The following is a 17243-nucleotide window of genomic DNA, read 5'->3' as shown; positions in this document are numbered from 1 at the left end:
CGTGTCCGCTGTCTGGCCGGGAGTCGCATGGGCATGCGATGGGAGATGAAACCTGGGCGCAGCCCTTTCCGCGGACGGGAGGCGTGGAAGACGCCGGTCCGCATTCTAGGACGCGCCCCGGCCTCGCTACCAGGCGTAGCCGACCTGCACCCGCGTGGCCACGTGGTTGGCGCTGCCGCTGGTTCCGGTCGACACGCCCAGCCCCAGGTTCAGGCGCTCGCTGACCTGGTAGCCGAAGGCCATGCCCAGCGCGGAGGCCCCCGCGTAGTTGCCGACCGCGGCGCCCACCCAGCGCTGTCCGGGCGCGAGCATGGGGATGCCGGGCATGGCCAGTGCCGATGCGATGCCCTGCGCGGCGAAGCTGCGGACTTCGTTGGTCGCGGTGGCGACGGCCTGCTGCATTTGGCCGAGGTTGACGGCATCGCCGGGCAGCACGCCCGGCGCGACGTTGGTGATGGTGCGTGCGAGCCCGGTGGCCTGGTTGCCCACCGACACGCTGTTGTCGCGCGTGGCGACCGACCCCTGGCCCAGTGCCACGGCATTGCGGCCGGTGGCGAGCGTGTTGGCGCCGAGCGCGACCGAATCGTTGCCGAGGGCCTGGGCGTTGTTGCCGACCGCGGTGGTCGGATCGGCCAGCGCGCGCGCGCCCGCGCCGATGGCGACCGAGCCCGCATGGCTGGCCTGCGCGCCGTTGCCGACCGCCACGGTGTCGTTGCCGTTGGCCTGCGCGTTCGGGCCGAAAGCGGTGGCGCCCTGGCCGCTGGCGCTCGCGCCCGTGCCGCAGGTGACGTTGCCGCCCGAGAAGCTGCACAGCCCGTTCGAAAACGCTTGGTTCATCAGTGTCTGCAGTGCCATGACCTGCTGGCTGGTGAAGTTGTTCGCGCTGCTGATCGCGCCTTGCTGGGCCTGCTGCACCTGGCCCACGTTGGCGGCGTCGGTGGCGGCCTGGCCCGCGCGCACGTTGCCGATGAGGGTGCCGGCGCCGCCGTTGGCATTGAGCGAGACGCTGCCGCCGCCCGCGTCGTACTGCACCGAGTTCTGCGCCAGGCCGAGTGCGTTGTCGGCGGTGCCCTGCGCCTTGTTCGCGCTGGCCTGCGCCGCATTGGCCGCGCCGAGCGCGGTGTTGGCCGTGCCCTGGGCCGAGGCGGCAGCGACACCGGCCGCGTTGGCCGTGCTCTGCGCCTGCGCGGTCGAGGTCGACAGGCTGGCGACCGAGTTGGCGGTGGACGTCGACAGCGTCGCCACGCCGGTCGAGAGGTTGTTCAGGCCGGTGTTCAGTGTCGAGACGCCGGTGGAGAGCGAACCGATGCTGGTGGAGGTCGATGCCGACAGCGCGCCGACGCTCGTGGAAAGAGAGCCGATGCTGGTGGCGGTCGAGATCGACAGTGCGCCGACGCTCGTGGAGAGCGAACCGATGCTGGTGGCGGTCGAGGTCGACAGTGTGCCGACGCTCGTGGAGAGCGAGCCGATGCTGGTGGACGTCGACGTCGACAGCGCATCGACGCTGGTGGACAGCGCGCCCACGCCGGTGGACAGCGAGCCGATGCTGGTGGACGTCGATGTCGACAGCGTGCCGACCCCGGTCGACAGGTTCGCCACGGCGGTCGACAGGCTCGAGGTGTCGAGCACCGCGGTGCTCAGGCTCTGGCCCAGTCCGTAGACCTGGCCGCCGGTCACGGCGTCCGTGCTGCCGGCGGCGATGTTGCCGGCGCCGACATTGGTGATCACGCGCGTGGTGCCGTTGCCGCCGACCGAGACCGTGTTGTCGCCGCTCGCGACCGAGCCCTGGCCCAGCGCCACCGAGTTCTTGCCCGAAGCCAGTGCGCCGTTGCCCAGCGCGGTGGCGTTGTCGGCCGTCGCGCGTGCGCTGTTCATGCCGGCGTTCGAGCCGCCGATGGCCGTCGTGTAGTTGCCGCTGGCCACGGCGCCGCTGGCACCCGACTGGCTGGGTCCCGTGCCCGAAGCGCCGCTGCCGATGGCCGTGCTGGCGATGCCGCTGGCCTGGGCGCCATTGCCGCCGTTGCCGCCGCGAAGGTCGTCGCTGACACCGCTGCCGCCGCTGCCGATGGCCGTGGCACCGGTGGCCGTGGCACTGGCGCCGTTGCCGCCGACACCACCCGTGAAGAAGCCGCTGCCGCCGCCACCGCCGCCGCCGATGGCCGTGGCGCCACCGACGCTGGCGAGCGCGCCGCCGCCGCCGGCACCGGCGGAGTCGATGTTCGGCGCGTTGGCGCCGTTGGCGCCGATGCCGATGGCTACGGCGCCGTTCGCCGCGGTGCTCCCGCCGCCGCCGCCCGCGGACAGCCAGGCCCCACCCGCGCCCTGGCCCGGCGCGCCGCCTTGGCCAAGGTTGTTGCTCAGGTAGCCGTTGCCGCCGGCCGCGCCCGGCGCGCCGCCCGCACCGCCCGCGCCGTTGCTACCGGCACCGCCATTGCCGCCGCTGCCCAGTTGCACGCCTTGCGCGAGCACGGCCGATGGCGCGGCCGCCAGCAGCAGCAGGGCCGCGCTCAGTGCCGACAGCGCGATGCCGTGCGAGCGCGGCCGCCGCGGCGGGCGGGAGAAAGAAGAAACAGTGAGACGGCCGGACATGCGAACTCCCAGAATCGAGTCGTGAAAAAAAGACGGTTGCGAAACAGCGTGCGTACTCTGCGTGCAAGCCCATGGCCGCTCAATCCCCGAAAACAAGTAAAAAAGTTCGTGTGCTCCTCGGCCGGTACGTGGAGGACAGGTCGCTCCGGTCTGTCCGCGGACCGTTCGGCATCGGAGAATTTTTAGACGTCGTATAAACTTGGACGACGTTCAATATCAAGGTGTCAGCCTTGCCATCGCCCAAACTCCCCGAACCTCCCGGCCGCCGCGAGCGGCGGCGCGTCCAGACGCTCGACCACGTGGCAACCACCGCCATGCGGCTGTTCGAGACCCAGGGCTACGACGCCACCACGATGGAGCAGATCGCGCTGCAGTCCGACGTGGCCAAGGGCACGCTCTACAACCACTTCGCGACCAAGGAGGCGGTGCTCGCGCACTGGGTCCACATGGCGCTCGCGGCCGATACCGCGCGGCTCGCCGCGCTGGTCGGTGCGCCCGGCGGCTTCGAGGCGCGGCTCGCGCGCCTGCTCGAGGCCTCGGCCGCATGGTCGCAGCGCCATCGCGCCTACCTGCTCGACTACTTCCGCTTTCGCTTCCTCAACATCGAGTCCGAGATCGACGGCGGCGGCGATCCCGAGGACCGGCCGCGCGACCTGATCGGGCTGTTCGAGCTGCTGATCCGCGAGGCGCAGCAGGAGGGCAGCCTGCGCGCCGACCTGGCGCCCGAGCATCTCGCGCAACTGCTGCACCACCTGTACTTCGGCGCGCTGATGCGCTGGCTCACCGTGCCGGGCCTGGTGCTGGGCGAGGAGTTCGCGGCGATCGTCGCGGTCTTCGTCGACGGCACGCGCGCCGCCGGCAGGCCCGCGAGGAGGAAGCGCGCATGAAGATCGCGGTCGTCACCTACGGCACCGAGGGCGATGCGCGTCCGCTCGCCGCGCTGTGCCATGCGCTCGACGCGGCCGGCCATTCGACCTTGCTGCTGGCCGATGCCTCCACGCTCGGCACCGCGCAGCGCCTGGGCGTGCGCTCGCAGGTGCTGGCCGGCGACATCCAGGGCGCGCTGGGCGCGAGCGGCGCGATCGCCAACGTGGTCGCGCAGAGCCACAACCCGGGCGCGGCCGCGAAGGCGCTCGCGGCCATCGCCAATGCCAATGCCGCAACCTGGCTGCGGCAGACCGTCGAGGCGGCGCGCGGCTGCGACGCCATCGTGTCCGCGGGCCTCGCGGCCTTCGTCGGGCTCTCGGCGGGCGATGCGCTGCGCGTGCCGGTGATCGGCGCGGGGATGTTCCCGCTCACGCCCACGCGCGATTTCGCCACGCCCTTCTTGCCGCCCGCGAAGGTGCCGCGCTGGCTGCACCGCACCAGCCATCGCTTCGTCAACGCGATGCTGTGGCGCGCCTTCCGCCCGGCGATCAACGCGGCGCGCGCCGAGGTCTGCGGCCTGCCGGCACGCGGGAAGATGTGGGACGGGCACCCGATGCTCTACGGCTTCTCGCCGAGCCTGCTGCCGCGCCCGGCCGACTGGCCCGGCAACGCGGTGGCCTTCGGGCAATGGATGCCGCCCGCCAGCGCGTGGCAGGTGCCCGCGGCGCTGCAGGCCTTTCTCGACGCGGGTGAAGCGCCGGTCTACCTGGGCTTCGGCAGCATGACGGGCTTCGATGCGGTGCGCATGCGCGCGACCCTGATCGAGGCGATGGCAGGCCGGCGCACGGTGTTCAACCCGGGCTGGAGCGGCATGGCGGTGCAGGGGCTGCCGGCCAACTTCCACGCGGTGGGCGACGTGCCGCACGACTGGCTGTTCGCGCGCATGGCGGCGGTGGTGCACCACGGCGGCTCGGGCACCACGCATTCGGCGGCGCGCGCGGGCGTGCCCTCGGTGGTGGTGCCGTTCGCGGGCGACCAGTTCTTCTGGGCCCACCAGCTCGCGCGCGCCGGCGTGGCGCCCGCGGCGGTGGCCGGCACGCGGCTCACGGCCCGGGACCTGGCGCGCGGCATCGCGTGGACCGACGACGAGGCGGTGCGCTCGCGGGCGCGCGAACTCGGCGAACGCATGCGCGCGGAGCAGGGGCTGGCGCGCGCCGTGGCCTTCATCGAGGCCACGCTCGCGCGCTGATCAGGGGCGCACCAGCGGGATCTGCAGGTTGGTCGGCCGGTTCTGCTCGGTGTCGAAGCCGCGGCCATCGATGTGGCGCGCGCCCCAGAACAGCATGTCGCCGCGCAGGTAGACGAGGTCGTATTCCATGAAATGGCGGCCCGCGGCCAGGCCGAAGGGCGCGAAGCTCTTGCCGAACACGCTCTGCGTGCCGTTGAGTTCCCACTTCGCATAGCCCTGGCTGGCCACCTGGTTCAGCAGGTCGGCGAAGCCCTGGATCAGCGGCGTGACCTCGTAGGCCTCGTCGGCCACGAAGTCCACCTTCTGCGCGCCGGCCGCGATCGGGTGCGCGCCGCGCCACAGCATGTGGCCCTTGATGAGGATGCGTGCGAGCGGCACCGCGCCATTCGGGTCGGCCGAATTGACGATGGCGAGCTCGAAGCGGTCGCCGGGCAAGGCCTTGAAGGCACGCTTCAGGTAGAAGGGCTTGAGCGTGCCGTCGGCATTCTTCGCGGCACTGGGCCGGACTTCGGGCGCGATGCTGATCCAGTCGCCTTGAATGGCTTGCTTGGTCTGTTCCTCGGTCATGGGTCTGCTCTGGTTGGAAGAAGAAGAGGGAAAGGAGGGAAAAGAGGGAAGGGCGTTCGGCGCCGTGCCGCAGCCGGCAAGCGCTGCCGCGCAGGCGACCAGCGCCGTGGTGAAGGCCTTGCGGCCGTGCGATGCAAGCGTTGTAGCCATGGTCGGACTCCAGGGAGGCCGGCAGTGTGCGGCGGGAGGCCGAACGCTCGTTAACCCAAATCGGCAAAATGCGCGGGCCGGCGTACGCTGGCAACCCACCGCCCCCTTGCCCACGCATGGCCCTCACCCTCGACCTGTTCGACGACTTCCATCTGCATGGCGCCTCCGCGCCCGAATGGCAGCAGCGCTACCTGCAGCTGTCGCAGGGCGTGATGCGCAGCACGCTGGCCGAGGCGGTCTCGGGCGGGGTGCACGTGTTCCGCAAGTGGATGAGCGAGCGCGTGGTGCAGCAGGGCTGCCTGCCCGCGGGGCGGCTGTGCTTCGCGGTCGGCAACGGTCAGGGCGCGGGCATTCCGCGCGTGCAGGGCCGCGCGCTCGAGGACCACAGCCTGTTCCTGCTGCGCGCGGGCGACGACTTCACCTTGCAGCGCCCGCGCGGCATGGAACTGCTGGCCGTGACCTTCGAGGCCGAGCAGTTCCGCCGCCTGCTCGATGCGCGGCCGTTGCCGCCGCAGGCGCTGCGCCTGCTGTCGCAGCCGGTGCTGCGCGCGCCGGCCGAAACCGTGGCGTGCTTGCGGCACGCCTTGCTGGGGCTGGTGCAGGGCGGCGATGCCGCGGGCGAGGAAGCCGCCGCGCGCATCGCCTTCGAGGCCTTGCATGCCGTGCTCGAGGGCGCGGCCGGCGCGCCACCGGGCGTGGCCGGCAGCTCGGCCAGCTTCATCGTCTCGGAGTGCCATCGCATCGTGGCCGCCAGCGGTGCCGCGCCGCCCGACATCGAGGCGCTGTGCCGGCGCCTGCGCACCAGCCGGCGCAGCTTGCAGAACGGCTTCCGGGAGATGGCCGACACGACGCCGGTGCATTACCTGCGCAGCCTGCGGCTCAATGCGGTGCGCGGTCGCCTGCTGGCCACATTGCCCGCGCAACTGAGCGTGTCGCAGGCGGCCGAGGCGCAGGGCTTTCATCAATTGAGCCATTTCTCGCAGCGCTACAAGGCACTGTTCGGCGAGTTGCCGTCGGCAACGCCGCGCGCCGGGGCATAGCGATCTTGCAATTCCCGATGACGCGGGGACTCTTCGGGCGATGGTCAATTGAGGCCAGCGCCGGTTCGTATCCGGCGCGGTGCCGACAAGAAGACAGACCCTCGATCGATGCCCGCCCGTGTCGCTGCGCAATTCGGATGGCTCCCAAAAAAGACATGCGGCCGCAAGGGCCGCATGTGCAATTCGAAAACGCCGAAGCGGGCTTCGGGATGGCGCGCTGGTGGTAGCAGGGCTTCCCGAAGATCGTCGCTTTATTTCGCGAGCAGTTCGTCGGGCGACTTGCCCGCTTCGAGCGCGGCCTTGAACCAGCCGGGACGCGGACCACGGCCACTCCACACATTGCCCTGGTCGTCCCGGAACTTGGGCGCATTGCCCGCGGTGGCCTTGCGACCCTTGCGGCCCTTGCGCGCGGCGGGCTTCGCCGCGGCGGCCGGGCGGCCCGGCGAGCGACCGAAACCCAGTTCGGCGGCCGTGAAGCCATACACCTCGATGGCTTCGCGGATGCGTTCGAGAACGCCGTCCGCTTCCTTCTTGCGAAGCTGATCCGCTTCTTTCTGGAGTTGTTCGATTTGCTTCTGGACCTGTTGGAATGTCTTGGCCATGGAGATGCTTTGTATTGGAGTGAAGAGAGAGGAGAGCAGGCGAGATTAGGCCGCGAACGCATTTTTCGTTGTCAGCAATTGTCGCAAGATCGAAATCAGGACAGGTTGCCGACAGGTGGTCTGCAAAAAAAGCATCCGTTGGCCGATCGCCAATCCGTGCCGGCTTTCGGATCCGGCCCGCCGACTTTATCTGATTGGCAACCGGAATTCGGATTCCATTTTGGGAATTGGGGAGTTTGCCAACGCATCGACCGGCGCATTGGGAATCCGGTCGGCGGCAGTCGTGGCCGGGTGCGGACTGCACATCAATAGCTTCCCCGATCGATGAATGCATTCGACTTCATCGCAGCCGCGAGTGGCCCGGCATTGTGCGGCGCGGCATTCGCCGCGGATCTTCGAGTCCGCAATTGGGCGGGCACAAAGAACGCCGCCGGGAATATTCAGATCGTCGTGTTCGGTGCGCGATCGGAAATCCCAATTCGCAAAGTCCACCCAATTCCGGTGGGGATCGCGGGACCCGCCGTCAGCCGGGGGTTATCGCCCGTCGGCCAGGAAGGACCGCGGATCGACCGCGCGTCCGCCCACGCGGACCTCGAAATGCAGCTTGACCCGGTCCGCGTCGGTATTGCCCATCTCGGCGATCTGCTGGCCCTTCTGCACGGTCTGGCCCTTCTTCACGAGCGCGGTGCGCAGGTGGGTGTAGACCGTCATGCGCGAGCTGCCGTGGTCGATCATCAGCACGTTGCCGTAGCCGCGCAGGGTTTCGCTGACCGTGACCACGCCCTTGGTCGCGGCGACCACCGGCTCGCCGAGCTTGCCGGCGATGTCGACGCCCTTGTTGCTGCCGCCGTTGAAGCCGGCGATCACCTGGCCCTGCGCGGGCCAGGCCCAGTCGCCGGTGCCGACGCGCGAGGGCGGCGGGCCCGATTCGCGCGGGGCCGGCGGCACGGGCCGCTTCGAGGGTTCGCGCTCGCCGCCCGCGGTGCGCGGCGGCGGTTCCGACGCGCCGCCCGGCGGCACGATGCGCAGCACCTGGCCGACTTCGAGCTTGTCGGGGTCGTCGATGCCGTTCCAGCGCGAGATGTCCTGCATCCGGCGGCCGGTCTTCGAGGCGATGCGGTACAGGGTGTCGCCCGGCTGCACCACGTAGTTGCCGGGACCGCGTGCATCGCTCTTCTCGACGGGCGCGTTGCCCGGGGATGGGGTGGAGCAGCCCGCGATGGCCAGCGCCATCGTCAGTGCCACGAGCGGCGCGGCGTGCCTGCGCCAGTTCCTGCCTGTCGAAACCAAAACCGGATACCTCCTGGATCAAAAGCCGCCGTGCGCGGCGGGGCATGATCGCACGAGGCGGCGGCAGGCCGTCCGGAAGGCGGCCGCGAGCCGGCGTAGGAGGCCGGGAGGCTCAGGCGATGACGTTGAACCAGCGCGTGGCGCTGGCGCCGTCGATGCGCGCTTCCTGCCGCGCATGGGCGGCCTGTTCGAGCACCGCCGTGACCGGCCGCGCCGGATCGCCGATGGCGAAGCCGACCTTGCAGTCCAGCCCGTGGCCGAGCGCCCGCGCGCCGCGCACCAGCGAGGAGCCGACGCGTTCGGCCGCCTGTGCCAGCCCGTCGCGCGGGCCGGTCAGCACGATGACGAAGGTGTCGGCGTCCACGCGCCCGCAGGCGTCGCCGGGCCGCACCGAGCGGCGCATGCGGCCGACGAAGGCCTGCAGCAGCCGTTCGGCCGCTTCCTCGCCGAGGCGGTCGCGTGCCGCGGCGAGGCCGCCGAGCTCGACGCTGATCGCGCACCAGAGGAAGCCGGGGCTGTTCTCGGCCACGCTGCGCGCCTGCCGCACCTGCGCGAGGAAGACCTCGGGCAGCGGCAGGCCGGTGGCGTCGTCGCGTGCCATGTCCTCGGGCGCGGGCGCCACCTCGGCGGCCACGCCGGGCTTGGGCATGGCCTCGGCCGCGGGGCCGGGCACGGTGAGCGCGCGCGCGGTGGCGCTGGGAACGACCACGTCGGGCACGTTGAGGAACGCGGGCCGGAATTCGCGGTTGAGCCGGCGCGCGATCAGCGCCGAGGCGGCCAGGCCCAGCACGATCAGGCAACTGCCCATGCCGAGCAGCGAGGCCAGCGGGTTGCGGGCGCTGCGGTTCAGGGTGTCCTCGGGCACGCCGACCGCGACCCACCAGGCGGTGCCGGGCACCGGCGCGATGGTGGAGAGCACCTTCAGGCCGTCGAGCGTGAGCGTGCTGCTGACGCTGCGGTCGGCGCCGGCGATCTTCTGCCGCAGCTGCGGCGTGGCGTGATGGCCGAGGTAGCGGTCCTCGTCGCGCGAGCGCGCGACCACCTTGCCGCTGGCGTCGACCAGCGAGGCGACCCAGCCCTCGGGCCAGATCTGTTCGCGCAGCACCACGCCGAAGCCCTCGGGCCGCAGGCTGGCGCGCGCGATCGCGGCATCGGCCAGCGCGTTCGGGTTGTACTGGCGGTAGAGGGCATGGAGCGCGACCGAGGTCTCGCCCGAGGCCAGCACCTCGAAGCGCTGGCCCGCGCCGGGCAGGGTGGCGAGCTGGTGGACATCGGCGCGCAGGCGGTCGGCTTCGCGCGCCATCGCGGCGGCGGTGCTGTTGGCCTTGTCGAGCAGCAGCTGGCGCTCGCGGGCTTCGGCCTGATCGCCCATGCGCGTGGTGACGTAGACGCTGAAGACCAGCATCGGCACGAGCACGAAGAGCTGGACCGCGATCAGCCAGGGAATGAAGCTCGCCGGGCGCGAGTGCGCGCTTCCCGGCGGGAAAGTGGTGCGTTGGAAGAAGCCGATCCGGTTCATGGCAGGTATGCGCTGCGCTGGAGCCTGAATGTAACCTTTGGCCTTAAGAAAAGGTCACTAATTGTTGCCCGGTGCGGGGGCTTTTTTCACGCCCCGGCGACCGGCGGTGTTTGGCGCGGGTGCCGGCGGCGGTGCCGGGGCGTCCTGCCGCTCCTGGCGGGCGGCCGTGATCATGGCGTCGAGCAGGCCCGGGAAGCGCCGCGCGAGGTCGTCGCGCCGCAGCCGCATGTAGCGCGCGGTGCCCTCGGCGCGGGTCTGCGTCAGGCCCGATTCGCGCAGCCGCGCGAGGTGATAGGACAGCCGCGACTTCGATCCCAGCCCCAGGAAGCTCGAGCAGTTGAGCTCGGTGTGCTCGTCCAGCAGCAGCAGGATGCGGCGGCGCGTGGCATCGCGCAGGGCGTCGTAGACGGCCGACAGGTCGATGTCTTCGGTGGCCGGGTGCGGGAGCTCGAGGGTCGACATGGCGCAGCAGGGTAACCCAGCGACACCTTGGCGTTAAGCCGAAGGACCCCAAGGGCCTCGAAGTTCAACGGTTATTGAACAAAGGCCGGCTTCGCAGTACGCTCGCGGCCCTTGTTCAACAGTCGTTGAACCAACCGGAAAGTAACGGATGCTGACAAAACTGATCTGGCTGATGGCGGGCGCGTTCGCCATCGGCACCGAGGGCTTCGTGATCGCGGGCATCCTGCCCGCGGTGTCGCGCGACCTGCACGTGACCATCGCGCAGGCGGGCCACCTGGTGATGGCCTTCGCCTTCACCTATGCGATCGCGGCGCCGGTCACGGCCACCTTGACGGCGAGCTGGCCGTTCGGCCGGCAGCTGCGGCTGGCGATGGGCGGCTTCACGCTTGCCAACGTGATCGCCGCGCTCGCGCCGGGCTTCACGGCGCTGCTGATCGCGCGCGTGCTGCTGGCGCTGTTCGCGGGGCTGTTCATGGCGGCGGCGGGTTCGTACGCGGCCGCCTCGTCCGAGCCGTCGCGGCGCGGCCGGGCGCTGGCGCTGCTCTACATGGGCATGACGGCCGCGACCGTGCTCGGCGTGCCGCTGGGCACCTGGGTCGGCAACAGCTTCGGCTGGCGCGCCACCTTCTGGATGATCGGCCTGCTGTCGCTGGTGTCGCTGCTCGGCCTGACCCGGCTGCGCCCGCTCACCGTGCCCTGGCCCGTGCCCAGCCTGCGCGAGCGGCTGCGCATCGCCGCGCAACCCGACGTGCTGATGACGCTGGGCGTCACGCTGGTCTGCTTCGCGGGCATCTTCGGTGTCTACACCTACCTGTCGCCGCTGCTGCGGCTGGTGGCCGGGCTGTCGGACGACGGCGTGGCGCTGGCGCTGCTCTCGTTCGGCGTCTGCGGCGCCATCGGCAACCTGCTCGGCGGCCACATGGCCGACCGCTTCGGCGCGCTGCGCGTGGGCGGCCTGGCGCTGGCCGCGCTGGGCCTGGTGCAGGCCGGCCTGGCCTGGGTCGCGCATTCGGCGTCGCCGCAGGTCGCGGTCTACCTGGTGTTCGGGCTGATCATGGCCTGGGGCGTGGTGGGCTGGTCGTTCCCGCCGGTGCAGCAGGTCACCTTGGTGCAGCAAGCGCCGCAGGCGGTGTCGGTGGTGCTGTCGCTCAATGCCTCGGCGATGTACTTCGGCATCGCGCTGGGCGCATGGATCGGCTCGCTGGTGGTGGCGGCCGACAAGGTGCGCTCGCTGCCCTGGGTGGGCGCCGCGGGCGTGTTCGCGGCGGCCGGCCTCGCGGCCGTGGTGCGTGGCCGGTTGCGGCGCGCGGCCCGGCGCGCGCAGGCCGCGCCGCTGCCGGCCTGAACGCGGCTCAGGCGGCGTGCAGCGCCGCGAAGCCGCGCCCGAGATCGGCCACCAGGTCGGCCGGCGCCTCGAGCCCGACGTGCAGCCGCACCACCGCGCCGCGCGCGCTCCAGTCGCTCACGCTGCGTGCCGCGCGCATGTTGGCCCAGGCCACCAGGCTCTCGTAGCCGCCCCAGGACGAGCCGCGCCCGAACAGCGAGAGCGCGTCGACCAGCCGCTCGACCGCGGCCGGCGCGATCTCCGGCCGCAGCTCGAAGGACAGCAGCCCGTTGGTGCCGCTGCAGTCGCGCCGCCAGAGATCGTGGCCCGGGTGCGTGGGCAGCGCGGGGCAGAACACGGTCGCGACCTCGGGCCGGGCCTGCAGCCAGCGCGCGACCTCGAGCGCATGCTGCTCGTGCAGGCGCAGCCGCGCCGACAGCGTGCGGATGCCGCGCAGCACCAGCCAGGCATCGTCGGGGCTCACCGTCATGCCGAAGGCGTCGCAGCGTTCGTTGAGCGCGCGCCAGGCCTCGCGCGTGGTGGCCACCGTGCCCATCATCACGTCGGAGTGGCCCGAGAGGTACTTGGTGGCGGCCATCAGCGAGATGTCGGCGCCGAGCGCGAGCGGGCGGTACTGCAGGCCCGAGCCCCAGGTGTTGTCGGCCGCCAGCAGCGCGCCGCGCGCATGCGCGAGCGCGGCCAGCTTCGGCAGGTCGCACATCTCGTAGACCAGCGAGCCCGGGCACTCGGCGTAGACCAGCCGCGTGGCGGGCTCGAACAGCTGCTCGATGCCGCTGCCGTCGGCCGCGAAGAAGCTGCAGCGGATGCCGTAGGGATCGAGGAAGGAATGCACCAGGTGGCGCGCCGGTTCGTAGACGCTGTCGGACATCAGCACGTGGTCGCCGGGCTTGAGGTAGGACAGCAGCACCATGCCGATGGCCGCGAGGCCGGTGGGAAAGAGCCGCGTGCGGTAGCCGCCCTCGAGTTCGCTGACCGCATCCTCGAGCGCGAAGGTGGTGGGCGTGCCGCGCGCGCCGTAGCTGAAGACGCGCTCCTCGCCGCGCCGCGCGCGGGCGTCGCGCATCGCGGCCACGCTGTCGAACACCACCGTGCTCGCGCGCACCAGCGGCGGGTTGACCGGCGCGCCGCCCGCATGGGCCGGGTGCTTGCCCAGGTGGGCGATGCGGGTCTCGAGGGACAGGCCGGAAGGATCGGTGGGCGAGGCGGGCATGGGCGTCTTGTCTCGTTGTGGCGTCGCCGATGCTAGTCGGCGCGCGCGCCCGACAGCTTCACGATGCGCGACCAGCGCTCGATGTCCTGCCTGAGCTGCGCCGCGAAAGCCTCGGGCGTGTTCGCGACCACCTCGCTGCCGCCGTCGGTCACCTGTTTGTTGACCTCGGGCAGGTGCAGGGTGCGCACGATCGCCTCGTTGAGATAGGCCACGCGCTCGGGCGGCGTGCCGGCCGGCGCGAAGAAGCCGTACCAGTCCTCGAAGCGCGCGTTGGCATAGCCGAGCTCCTCGAGCGTGGGCGCCTTCGCGAACACGCCGATGCGGCGCGGGCTGGTCACGGCCAGCACGCGCAACTTGCCGCTTTGCACCATGCCCGCCACCGAGGCGGTGGAGGTCACGAGCACGTCGACCTGGCCGCCGAGCAGGTCGGTGAGCGCGGGGCCGGCGCCCTTGTAGGGCACGTGCGTCATGTCGACGCCGTTGTCCTTCTGCAGCACCACGCCGACCAGGTGCGAGAGCGTGCCGTTGCCCGGCGTGGCATAGGTGAGCTTGCCGGGGCTGACCTTGGCCTTCGCGGCCAGGTCGGCGAAGGACTTGAGCGGCGAGGTCGCCTCCACCACCAGCGCGAGCGGCGCCGCGTTGATCTGCGTGATCGGCACGAAGTTCTTGACCGGATCGAAGCCCGGCGCCGCGTACAGCGCGGGGTTCACCGCCATGATCGAGACCTGCGAGGTCAGCACGGTGTAGCCGTCGGCCTTGGCGTCGGCCACCGCCTTGGCGCCGATGTTGCCGCCCGCGCCGCCGCGGTTGTCGACCACGGCCGGCTGGCCCGTGATCTCGGCCAGGCGCGTGGTCACCAGGCGCGCGGTGGCGTCGTTGCCGCCGCCGGGCGGGAACGGCGAGATGAAGCGGATCGCCTGCGTGGGGTAGCCGTTGCGCGCGGGCAGCGGGTCGGCCGTCGCGCCCTGCAGCGCGAGGGCCGCGCTCCACGCGGCGGCGAACAACCAGCGCGCGCGGCGCATGCGGGACGGACGGTGCGTGGAAAGGCCGGAAGCAGTCGACATGGTGAACTCCTGGACGGAACGAACGAGGACGAGCGAAGGCCGGACCGTGGCGCGAAGCCGCGGTCGGTGGACTGACGGGGAAGGGTTCGAGGGCTAGGCCTGCGGCGCGCCCGGCAATCGGAAGGCGGCGCGCTCCTGCGCGTCGAGCTGCGCGACCAGGCCGGTCTCCCAGGCGAGGTAGCGGCGCGCGGCCTCCTTGTTGCCGTCGTGGCGGTCGTGCACGAAGAACAGGTAGTCGATGCAGTCGGCATCGCTGGGCAGCGCGGGCGTGGCTTCGAGCGGCAGCCCGGCGGCGCGCCACGCGGCCATGCCGCCTTCGAGCAGCAGCGGTGCCGCGTGGTCCTCGAGCTCGGAGGCGACGGCCCAGGCGGCGAGTGCCGGGTCGTCGGCGACCAGCACCAGGGGCCGCGTCTCGCCGCGCAGGTCGTCGGCCAGCCGCGGCCGGATCGACCAGCGCGCGCCCGCGATGTGGCCGGCGCGGAACGCCATGCCCGGCCGCAGGTCGACCAGCGCGACCTCGCCGCTTTCGATGCGCGCCGAGAGCGCGTGCGCATCGATCGTGGCGAGCGGCTTCGGCATCGGCGCATCGATCGCCGCGAGCGCCAGCCCGCTCGCGAGCCCGCCCTCGAGCACGCTCGCGTCATGACCCATCTGGCGCAGCCAGCTCGCGACCGTGGGCGCGCGCACGCCGTCGCTGTCGAACAGCACCAGCCGCGCGCCGCGCACGCCCAGGTACTGGTCGGCCGCCTGCAGCAACTGCCCGCCCGGCGTGTGCTGCGAGCCGGCCAGGCTGCCGGCCGCGAATTCCTCGGGCGTGCGCACGTCGCACAGGAACAGGCTGCGGCCCGCGTCGCCGGCCCAGTCGCGCACCGTGCGCGCGTCGACCGTGGGCGCGCCGAAGCGCGCGGCCAGCGCCTGTGCGGCCTCGCGCAGTTCGGCGTTGCCGCTGTCGTCGGCATAGCGCTCGGTGCCGCCGTGCGCGAGCGCATGGTCGGCGAGGTACCAGCCCTGCGTGCCGTTCTCCAGCGCATAGACCGGGTTCGGAACGCCGAGGTTGATCAGCGTCTGCGCGCCGATGATGCTGCGCGTGCGGCCCGCGCAGTTGATGACGATGGTCGTGCGGTCGTCGGGCACGAGCCGGCGCACGCGGTAGGCGAGCTCGCCGTTGGGGCAGCAGGTCGCGCCCGGGATGTTCATCTTGAAGAACTCGCTCACGGGCCGGCCGTCGAGCACCACCACGTCGTCGCGGCGCGCGAGCATGGCGGCGAGTTCGTCGGCGCCGATGCGCGGCGTGTGATAGGCCTCCTCGGCCAGTTCGCCGAAGGTCTTCGAGGGCAGGTTCACGCCCGCGAACAGCGCATGGCCCGCGGCCTGCCAGGCGCGCGTGCCGCCTTCGAGCACGTGCACCTCGGTGTAGCCGAGCGCCCGCAGGCGTTCGGCGGCGCGCTCCGCGACACCCCGGCTCTGCGCGTCGCCACTGTCATAGGTCACGATGCGCACGCCGCGGCGCGGCAGCAGGCGCGGCGCATCGAGCTCGAGCCGGCTGAAGGGCAGCGGCACGCCGTAGAACAGGTGCGACTCGCCGTACTGGCCGTGCTCGCGCACGTCGAGCAGCGCGATCTCGCCGCCGTCGTGCAGCCAGCGCTTGAGGGTCTTCGGGTCGATGGAGGTCATGGAGAGCGGAAAGGAAGGAAGCGAGGGATTCAGTTCAGCGCCGCGTCTGCACGCCGATGCCCATGGTCTGGCAGGTGCCGGCCGCGAGGTCGTAGGCGGTGCGGCGGTCCAGCGTCTCGAGCGCGCGGCCGTACATGTGCAGGTGGCGGATGGTCTGCTCGCCCTGGATCTCGACCGAGTGGATGTCCTCGGGCATCAGCGCGATGCCGGCGCCGGGCGCGACCACCACCAGCGCGGTCTCCTCGAGCCGGCCCACGCCGGGCACCGAGCCGTCGTCCAGCCGCTGGTAGACGCGGTTGTGCTCGGTGCCTTCCACCGCGGCGATGCAGGCCCAGGTCGTGTGGTTGTGCGGCACGATGCGCTTGCCCGGGCGCATCACGTTGAGATAGAGCGCATAGCTCTGGTCGGCGTCCTCGGCGATCAGGTAGCGCGCCTGGTGCTCGCCGGGCTCGGGCGGCGGGTAGTCGCCGGCCTGCCAGTACTCGGCGCGGGCCGCCAGGCCCTGCAGTGCTTCGAGCACCTCGGCCAGTTTCTCGCGCGTCGGTTCACCGCCATCGATGGTTTTCTTCATCTGGCCGATGGCGTTCTGGACGGCCTCGTGGCGCGGGGCGGATGCGGTGCTCATGCGGTTTCTCCTGTGGGGATGCCTGATTTCTGTGAAGCCACTGTAGGGAGCCCGGCGCCGCCGAACAATCCAGCACGGGCGCAAAACACATCAATAAAATTAATGGATGCCCACGCTCGACCTCGAACTGCTGCGCACGCTCGCGGCCGTCGTCACCCATCGCAGCTTCGCCGCCGCGGCGGTGCACCTGGACCGCACGCAGTCGGCCGTCACGCAGCAGATGCAGCGGCTCGAGGAGCAGATCGGCCATCCGCTGTTCGCCAAGCAGGGCCGGCAGAAGCGGCTGACCGAGCACGGCCAGCGCCTGCTCAACTACGCGCACCACCTGCTGGCGCTCAACGACGAGGCGCTGCGCAGCCTGCGCGAGGGCCAGCTCGAGGGCAACCTGCGCATCGGCGCGCCGCACGACGTGGCCGAGACCATGCTGCCGCTGCTGCTGACCGAGGTGGCGCGCACCTCGCCGCTGCTGCAGCTCGACATCCACGTGGCGCGCAGCCCCTACCTCATGACCTCGCTCAAGCGTGGCGAGGTCGACATGATCATCTCCAACCGCATCGACACCCAGTTCGAGGGTGTGGTGCTGCGCAACTCGCCGACCGTGTGGCTGTGCGCCGCGGGCTACGTGCACGACCGCGCGAAGCCGGTGCCGCTGATCATGGCCGACGGGCCCAGCATCTTCCGGCGCATCGGCCACGAGGCGCTCGACGCGGCCGGCGTGCCCTGGACGCCGCGCTACACCTCCTCGAGCCTGATCGGCATCAAGGCGGCGCTGCGCGCGGGGCTCGGCGTGACGGCGCGCGGCGTGGAGCAGCTCGACGCGGGCCTGCGCGTGCTCGGCGTGGGCGACGGCATGCCGCGGCTGCCCGACCTGGCCTACCACCTCTACGTGCGCAGCCACGTGGTGAACCCGGTCACGCGGCAGGTGTTCGAGCACCTCAAGAAGCACCTGCGGCTGCCGCGCACCGACGCGGCGGGCTGAGCGGCGCCGGT

General features: G+C 71.5%; 15 protein-coding genes. 5 read left to right on the top strand and 10 right to left on the bottom strand.

The window, feature by feature from the left end:
* Positions 1 to 126: 126 nt before the first annotated feature.
* Positions 127 to 2589: a YadA family autotransporter adhesin gene (locus tag AC07PU_RS23420; protein WP_495320923.1), complete on the bottom strand. Its 2463-nt coding sequence runs from the start codon at positions 2587 to 2589 to the stop codon at positions 127 to 129.
* A gap of 299 nt (positions 2590 to 2888) precedes the next feature.
* Here AC07PU_RS23420 and AC07PU_RS23415 point away from each other — a divergent pair, with 299 nt between their 5' ends.
* Together AC07PU_RS23415 and AC07PU_RS23410 are read left to right on the top strand one after the other, a co-directional pair.
* A complete protein-coding gene (locus AC07PU_RS23415) occupies positions 2889 to 3476 on the top strand; it encodes a TetR/AcrR family transcriptional regulator (protein ID WP_495320921.1) in 588 nt (195 codons plus the stop codon).
* Positions 3473 to 4705, top strand: a complete 1233-nt coding sequence (locus AC07PU_RS23410; RefSeq protein WP_495320919.1) for a glycosyltransferase — start codon at positions 3473 to 3475, stop codon at positions 4703 to 4705. The genes AC07PU_RS23415 and AC07PU_RS23410 overlap by 4 nt, the downstream gene beginning before the upstream one ends.
* On the opposite strand, the gene AC07PU_RS23405 is transcribed toward AC07PU_RS23410, so the two are convergent.
* Positions 4706 to 5422 carry a hypothetical protein gene (locus AC07PU_RS23405; protein WP_495320917.1) on the bottom strand — a complete coding sequence of 239 codons (717 nt, stop codon included), beginning with the start codon at positions 5420 to 5422 and terminating at the stop codon, positions 4706 to 4708.
* Between the two features lie 116 nt (positions 5423 to 5538).
* Here AC07PU_RS23405 and AC07PU_RS23400 point away from each other — a divergent pair, with 116 nt between their 5' ends.
* Positions 5539 to 6462 (top strand): helix-turn-helix domain-containing protein, encoded by a 924-nt coding sequence (locus AC07PU_RS23400; protein ID WP_495320915.1) that lies wholly within the window; start codon positions 5539 to 5541, stop codon positions 6460 to 6462.
* A 251-nt stretch (positions 6463 to 6713) separates the two neighbouring features.
* Here the strand turns inward: AC07PU_RS23400 and AC07PU_RS23395 are convergent, their stop codons facing one another.
* The 4 genes from AC07PU_RS23395 to AC07PU_RS23380 form a co-directional block, all read right to left on the bottom strand.
* A complete protein-coding gene (locus AC07PU_RS23395) occupies positions 6714 to 7064 on the bottom strand; it encodes an H-NS histone family protein (protein ID WP_431510155.1) in 351 nt (116 codons plus the stop codon).
* A gap of 534 nt (positions 7065 to 7598) precedes the next feature.
* A complete protein-coding gene (locus tag AC07PU_RS23390; RefSeq protein ID WP_495320913.1) occupies positions 7599 to 8309 on the bottom strand; it encodes a peptidoglycan DD-metalloendopeptidase family protein in 711 nt (236 codons plus the stop codon).
* 157 nt (positions 8310 to 8466) lie between these two features.
* Complete coding sequence (locus AC07PU_RS23385) at positions 8467 to 9873, bottom strand: sensor domain-containing diguanylate cyclase (protein WP_495320911.1); 1407 nt, start codon at positions 9871 to 9873, stop codon at positions 8467 to 8469.
* A 57-nt stretch (positions 9874 to 9930) separates the two neighbouring features.
* Positions 9931 to 10335 carry an ArsR/SmtB family transcription factor gene (locus AC07PU_RS23380; protein ID WP_495320909.1) on the bottom strand — a complete coding sequence of 135 codons (405 nt, stop codon included), beginning with the start codon at positions 10333 to 10335 and terminating at the stop codon, positions 9931 to 9933.
* 148 nt (positions 10336 to 10483) lie between these two features.
* On the opposite strand from AC07PU_RS23380, the gene AC07PU_RS23375 reads away from it, so the two are divergent.
* On the top strand, positions 10484 to 11680 hold the full coding sequence (locus AC07PU_RS23375; protein WP_495320907.1) for an MFS transporter: 1197 nt from the start codon (positions 10484 to 10486) through the stop codon (positions 11678 to 11680).
* 7 nt (positions 11681 to 11687) lie between these two features.
* Here AC07PU_RS23375 and metC read toward each other — a convergent pair whose 3' ends face one another.
* The 4 genes from metC to AC07PU_RS23355 form a co-directional block, all read right to left on the bottom strand.
* Entirely contained in the window at positions 11688 to 12890 is a 1203-nt protein-coding gene (gene metC, locus AC07PU_RS23370; protein WP_495320905.1) for a cystathionine beta-lyase, read from the bottom strand.
* Positions 12891 to 12922: 32 nt separating this feature from the next.
* Positions 12923 to 13912, bottom strand: a complete 990-nt coding sequence (locus AC07PU_RS23365) for a Bug family tripartite tricarboxylate transporter substrate binding protein (protein ID WP_495321129.1) — start codon at positions 13910 to 13912, stop codon at positions 12923 to 12925.
* Positions 13913 to 14047: 135 nt separating this feature from the next.
* The gene (locus AC07PU_RS23360; RefSeq protein WP_495320903.1) at positions 14048 to 15628 is read right to left on the bottom strand and encodes a rhodanese-like domain-containing protein; all 1581 of its coding nucleotides are present in this window, start codon (positions 15626 to 15628) and stop codon (positions 14048 to 14050) included.
* Positions 15629 to 15662: 34 nt separating this feature from the next.
* Entirely contained in the window at positions 15663 to 16253 is a 591-nt protein-coding gene (locus AC07PU_RS23355; RefSeq protein WP_093340642.1) for a cysteine dioxygenase family protein, read from the bottom strand.
* Between the two features lie 106 nt (positions 16254 to 16359).
* On the opposite strand from AC07PU_RS23355, the gene AC07PU_RS23350 reads away from it, so the two are divergent.
* A complete protein-coding gene (locus tag AC07PU_RS23350) occupies positions 16360 to 17232 on the top strand; it encodes a LysR substrate-binding domain-containing protein (protein WP_296784553.1) in 873 nt (290 codons plus the stop codon).
* Positions 17233 to 17243 lie beyond the last annotated feature (11 nt).

It is taken from the genome of Variovorax sp. GW821-FHT10D07, from assembly GCF_059415325.1.
This window is presented reverse-complemented; position numbering and strand designations above follow the sequence as displayed.